7 protein-coding genes are annotated in these 5,482 nt (G+C 42.7%); 2 read left to right on the top strand and 5 right to left on the bottom strand.

Annotation, left to right across the window (positions count from 1 at the left end; translation table 11 throughout):
• Window positions 1–135: 135 nt before the first annotated feature.
• Both F6K52_RS31560 and F6K52_RS31555 read right to left on the bottom strand, forming a co-directional pair.
• Window positions 136–717, bottom strand: a complete 582-nt coding sequence (locus tag F6K52_RS31560; RefSeq protein ID WP_293088226.1) for a DJ-1/PfpI family protein — start codon at window positions 715–717, stop codon at window positions 136–138.
• 189 nt (window positions 718–906) lie between these two features.
• On the bottom strand, window positions 907–1,689 hold the full coding sequence (locus F6K52_RS31555; protein WP_293088224.1) for a DUF4351 domain-containing protein: 783 nt from the start codon (window positions 1,687–1,689) through the stop codon (window positions 907–909).
• 49 nt (window positions 1,690–1,738) lie between these two features.
• On the opposite strand from F6K52_RS31555, the gene F6K52_RS31550 reads away from it, so the two are divergent.
• On the top strand, window positions 1,739–1,861 hold the full coding sequence (locus F6K52_RS31550) for a hypothetical protein (protein ID WP_293088222.1): 123 nt from the start codon (window positions 1,739–1,741) through the stop codon (window positions 1,859–1,861).
• Between the two features lie 153 nt (window positions 1,862–2,014).
• Here the strand turns inward: F6K52_RS31550 and F6K52_RS31545 are convergent, their stop codons facing one another.
• The 3 genes from F6K52_RS31545 to F6K52_RS31535 form a co-directional block, all read right to left on the bottom strand.
• Complete coding sequence (locus F6K52_RS31545) at window positions 2,015–2,866, bottom strand: Rpn family recombination-promoting nuclease/putative transposase (RefSeq protein WP_293088220.1); 852 nt, start codon at window positions 2,864–2,866, stop codon at window positions 2,015–2,017.
• 207 nt (window positions 2,867–3,073) lie between these two features.
• Window positions 3,074–3,925 carry a DUF4351 domain-containing protein gene (locus F6K52_RS31540; RefSeq protein WP_293088218.1) on the bottom strand — a complete coding sequence of 284 codons (852 nt, stop codon included), beginning with the start codon at window positions 3,923–3,925 and terminating at the stop codon, window positions 3,074–3,076.
• Between the two features lie 112 nt (window positions 3,926–4,037).
• Window positions 4,038–5,012, bottom strand: coding sequence for an Rpn family recombination-promoting nuclease/putative transposase (locus F6K52_RS31535; RefSeq protein WP_293088216.1), 975 nt, complete (start codon window positions 5,010–5,012; stop codon window positions 4,038–4,040).
• A 216-nt stretch (window positions 5,013–5,228) separates the two neighbouring features.
• Here F6K52_RS31535 and F6K52_RS31530 point away from each other — a divergent pair, with 216 nt between their 5' ends.
• Entirely contained in the window at window positions 5,229–5,393 is a 165-nt protein-coding gene (locus F6K52_RS31530) for a hypothetical protein (protein WP_293088214.1), read from the top strand.
• Window positions 5,394–5,482 lie beyond the last annotated feature (89 nt).

Below are 5,482 nucleotides of genomic sequence, written 5' to 3'. Positions count from 1 at the left end.
AGCAATTATGGTGAGCCAGTGCGATCGCAGATGAGTTTGCGATCGCGTAGCGGCTCTGTTCGCGTAGCGTGGCCTTTGGCCTTAAGAGCATCGCTATTTTATGTATATTTAACCTCACCCCATGGACAACTGCTATCAATGCTCAATGCGAGTACCTAAAACCTTGAGGAATTCTGCTAGCCACTGGGGATGAGCAGGCCAAGCGGGAGCTGTTACTAAATTACCGTCTACGATTGCTTGATCTACTGGGATATCAGCATAGCTTCCACCAGCACGGGTAACATCGGGACCACAGGCTGGATAAGCGGAACATTTTTTACCCTCGATTACATCTGCTGCTGCCAACAATTGAGCACCGTGACAAATTGCTGCGATTGGTTTGTTGGCTTGGGCAAAGTGCTGCACGATTTTGATCACATCTTGATTCAGACGGATGTATTCTGGTGCTCTTCCCCCTGGAATCACTAGGGCGTCATAATCTTCAGGATTGATCCCATCAAAGGTGGCATTGAGGGTGAAGTTGTGACCAGGCTTCTCCGTGTAAGTCTGGTCGCCTTCAAAGTCATGAACCGCTGTGCGAACAATGTCCCCAGCTTTTTTGTCAGGACAGACAGCATCAACGGTATGTCCTACCATCTGCAACCCTTGGAAGGGAACCATCACTTCGTAGTCTTCTACAAAGTCACCTACAAGCATTAAGATTTGCTTTCCTGCCATGTTATAACTCCTGTGGTTTGAATCGGCATTCCTATTGAGCAATCCTAATGTATCAAGGTTCTGAGGTTGAACGCGCAAGCGTGGGCTTTTGGCCAAGGTTTTTTGTCAGAATGAAGAATGAAGAATGAAGAATGAAGAATGAAGAATCTATAATTCTTAATTCTAAATTCTTAATTCTAAAATTGGGATTTAGTGCTCCAACCAAACCTCTAAATCAGTTGCTGTGTTAAAATCCAACAACGCTTCACTCAATTCCTCCAATCGAGTAATGGATAATCCCTCAATCCGCTGTTGGAGCACAGGGTCAAGTAAACCTAACCTCAGAGTTAGCTGACGTATCACAAGCAATAGGGCTTCCTCCTGCTTTCCTCGGTCAAGTCCCTGCTGGAGTCCCTTTTGGACTCCCTTTTTGATAATATCTTGATAGGTGACTGATTTTTCCATAACTTCCTCTGATAATAATCGACGGACTAAAGCTTTATCAAACCGTAAACCAGCCAGTACATCCACACAAGCTGCTAGGTTTCCTCGTAATGGTTTTTCTTCAATTGTATCCACTTCCGCAACCACTTGCTGTAACAATTGATTAGGGTTATTACTCCTAGCTAGAGTTGCCAAGGGTAACAAAGCCCGATTGGCCAACAGTGGTAATGGGTCTTGCTCCCACAAGCGAATTACTTGATAACGATGCCAAGTATTAGTATCCCTAAACTCGTTCGTAAATACCAGATCTGAGGTCGTAGACTTGAGGAAAATCACTACCTGGTTAATGGGACATCGGTATTTACGTTGTAGTCTGACCCAGTAGTCTAACATCCGAAATGGTAGTGGTGGCTCGGATGGGGGTAGGGTTTGAAATTCTAGGTGCAGAATTTGGTTAGTACTTTGCAGTAGACTCAGAGCATCAGCTTGAATGGGTTCAGCACTTAATTCCGTTTTAAGTACCTGAATATCTCTAGGTTCTTCACCCAATATCCACTGAAAAAACTCCGATGGGTATTCTTCGGCTAAGTATTTAGCGATGCAGCGCGGTCTTGGGGGTTTCCCCCACTCGCTATTGCATCAAGACACAGATATTATCGTAGGGCAAGGCAAATTGTTTAAACTTAACACTATCTCAGACAGTGTAGTGAATCCCAGTTAAAAAATTGATCGCACCTGGATCTTGTTTATGGAGTCAAGCTATGATACCCCAGCACTAATGATTTAGATAAGATCTAAAAAAGACCTGATTAGATCAGGTCTTATCAAAATCATGTGCCCACCAAAAATCCTTGCGAACACTAACAGTTCAATGTCAGCCTTGCTCCAACCAAACCCCTAAATCTGTTACTGTCTCAAAATTCAACAACGCTTCACTCAATTCCTCCAATCGAGTAATCGATAATCCCTCAATCTGCTGTTGGAGCACAGGGTCAATTAAACCTAACCTCAGGGTTAGCTGACGTATCACAAGCAATAGGGCTTCCTCCTGCTTTCCTCGGTCGAGTCCCTGCTGGAGTCCCTTTTGAACTCCCTTCTGGATAATATCTTGATAAGTGACTGATTCTTCCATAACTTCCTCCCTCAATAATCGACGGACTAACTCTTTCTCAAACCGTAAACCAGCCAGCACATCCACACAGGCCGCTAGGTTTCCCCGTAATGGTTTTTCTTCAATGTTATCCACTTCCGCAACCACTTGCTGTAACAATTGATTAGGGTTATTACTCCTAGCTAGAGTGGCCAAGGGTAACAGAGCCCGATTGGCCAACAGTGGTAATGGGTCTTGCTCCCACAAGCGAATTACTCTATAACTATGCCAGGTGTTAGTATCCCTAAACTCGTTAGTAAATACCAGATCTGAGGTCGTAGATTTTAGGAAAATCACGACCTGTTCAATCGGACATCGGTACTTGCGTTGTAGTCTAACCCAATAGTCCAACATCCGAAATGGTAGTGGTGGCTCGGATGGGGGTAGGGTTTGAAATTCTAGGTGCAGAATTTGGTTAGTGCTTTGCAGTAGACTCAGAGCATCAGCGTGAATTGGTTCAGCACTTAATTCGGCTTTAAGTACCTGAATATCTCTAGGTTCTTCACCCAATATCCACTGAAAAAACTCCGATGGGTATTCTTCTGCTAAGTATTTACAGATATTATCGTAAGCCAAGGCAAATTGTTTAAACTTAACACTATCTCAGACAGTGTAGTGAATCCCATCCAAAAAATTGATCGCACCTGGATCTTGTTTATGGAGTCAAGCTATGATACCCCAGCACTAATGATTTAGATAAGATCTAAAAAAGACCTGATCTAATCAGGTCTTATCAAAATCATCTTCCCACCAAAAATCCTGGTGAACACTAACAGTTCAATATCAGCCGTGCTCCAACCAAACCGCTAAATCCGTTGCGGTCTTAAAATCCAACAACGCTTCACTCAATTCCTCCAATCGAGTAATCGATAATCCCTCAATCCGCTGTTGGAGCACAGGGTCAAGTAAACCTAACCTCAGGGTTAGCAAACGCATCACTATTAATACCGCTTCCTCCTGCTTTCCTCGGTCGAGTCCCTGCTGGAGTCCCTTTTGGACTCCCTTTTGGATAATATCTTGATAGGTGACTGATTCTTCCATAACTTCCTCTGATAATAATCGACGGACTAAAGCTTTATCAAACCGCAAACCAGCCAGTACATCCACACAAGCTGCTAGGTTTCCCCGTAATGGTTTTTCTTCAATTGTATCCACTTCCGCAACCACTTGCTGTAACAATTGATTAGGGTTATTACTCCTAGCTAGAGTGGCCAAGGGTAACAGAGCTCGATTGGCCAACAGTGGTAATGGGTCTTGCTCCCACAAGCGAATTACTTGATAACGATGCCAAGTATTAGTATCCCTAAACTCGTTCGTAAATACCAAATCGGAGGTCGTAGACTTTAGGAAAATCACCACCTGGTTAATGGGACATCGGTATTTGCGGTGTAGTCTGACCCAGTAGTCTAACATCCGAAATGGTAGTGGTGGCTCGGATTGGGGTAGGGTTTGAAATTCTAGGTGCAGAATTTGGTTAGTGCTTTGCAGTAGACTCAGAGCATCAGCTTTAATTGGTTCAGCACTTAATTCGGCTTTCAGTACCTGAATATCTCTAGGTTCTTCACCCAATAGCCAATGAAAAAACTCCGATGGGTATTCTTCTGCTAAGTATTTGCAGATATTATCGTAAGCCAAGGCAAATTGTTCAAAGTTAACACTATCTCAGACAGTGTAGTGAATCCCAGTTAAAAAATTGATCGCACCTGGATCTTGTTTATGGAGTCAAGCTATGATAAAGCCCTTGATTTTAGTTAGAGTTATCTTGGAGCCAGTTGAGTAAGTCTTCACTGGTTTTAAAATCCCAGATGGCTTCTGATAAACGCTCTAGCTCTTGATTCGTCAAAGCTTCGATTAATGCGATGATATTACTGGTTAGTTTGCCAAAACGGCGCTCAAGCTGTCGCAATATTACCCTTTTTTCCCCTTGTACTCGTCCCTGTTCTATTCCCTGTTCTATTCCCTGTATTATTCCCTGTTCTATTCCCTGTATTATTCCCTGTTCTATTCCTTCCCGTTGAGCTAGACTCAATGCACCGCGTGTGTCTTCTAACACCATCTCCTGCTTGCGGAGTTTTTCCAATTCTGACACACTCAACCCCGCTTTATTGGCTATAGTTAAGGCTTTTTCTAGCTGTGGTACTTCCCTGAGATTGTCAGGAATAATTTCTAAGCTGGGTGCTTCTTTGATAAAATATATCCACTTATCTATCACACTTTCTAACTCTTCCAGCTGTTTATTAAATTTGGGAAGTTCCACAAACACCATCTTCAATTCATTTTCCTGATAAGCGAAGCGCTCTTCTTTTTCTTGAAAGTAAAAACAGCTAATTACTTTCTCGGTTGATGGGAATAACTGAAAATCGGTGATGGTTAACGCAATGACTGGATTGAGATCGAAATATCCTTGTCCCGATTTTAGTTGATTACCATAGGTTTTGCACAAGTTATACACCACTCGCTTCTCGAAAGCCTCTACATTCCAGATTTGCATTTCAATCAGCACAGTTGTTCGATCCTCTAATACTGCCTTAACATCCAGATAAGTGTCTTTTAACTCCACTACATCCCCGGCACTGTAGGGATCAAGAATTTCTAAATCCTGGATTACCGACTCCCCAGAGTAGATCATGGCATTGAGAAAGGAAATTAGAATATCCTTACTTTCATCTGAGCCAAAGATTTTTTTGAAAGCAAAGTCAGTTTTGGGACTAATGAATCTCATGGTTTTCGCAGTTTACGAGGTGGAGTGGTTAAACAATGTCTTTCCTAGGGAATATCACGGACATCCTTTCAGTAATCATCCTAGCAAAATCCGTTGATATTCTAGTGTATAACCGTTCAGCATTTCTCTAAGCTTAGAAGGAATCAAGCGATGCAGCGCCTTCACGCGGGGGTTCCCCCCATGAGCGACTGCATCAAGACACGGGAGTGAAGCAGGATGGTTGTTCAAAATACTAGCAATAATACTAGCAATAATATTAATAGTAATCAATCCAGGAATCATCAATGGGATAATGTTCGTGCAGCCTTGAAACGATTCTGGGGCTACGAGGATTTTCGACCTCCCCAAGGTGAAATTATTCGGATGATTTTAGATTCTTAAAATATCACAACCACCATTCATAACCCATTTAAATGTATTCTGACAACAAATGTAAATATGCTACATTTGAGTTAGTTGCCAGCATTGGT

Origin of the sequence: Moorena sp. SIO3H5, from assembly GCF_010692395.1 — a bacterium.
Taxonomy (GTDB): domain Bacteria; phylum Cyanobacteriota; class Cyanobacteriia; order Cyanobacteriales; family Coleofasciculaceae; genus Moorena.
Note: the sequence above shows the minus strand (reverse complement) of the source record. Positions and strands in the feature narration are given on the sequence as shown.

Excerpts from the sequence above, each read along its gene's own strand:
- F6K52_RS31530 (WP_293088214.1), top strand. The coding sequence starts at position 5,229 with ATGGTTGTTCAAAATACTAGCAATAATACTAGCAATAATATTAATAGT.
- F6K52_RS31550 (WP_293088222.1), top strand. The coding sequence starts at position 1,739 with ATGCAGCGCGGTCTTGGGGGTTTCCCCCACTCGCTATTGCATCAAGAC.
- F6K52_RS31535 (WP_293088216.1), bottom strand. The coding sequence starts at position 5,012 with ATGAGATTCATTAGTCCCAAAACTGACTTTGCTTTCAAAAAAATCTTT.
- F6K52_RS31560 (WP_293088226.1), bottom strand. The coding sequence starts at position 717 with ATGGCAGGAAAGCAAATCTTAATGCTTGTAGGTGACTTTGTAGAAGAC.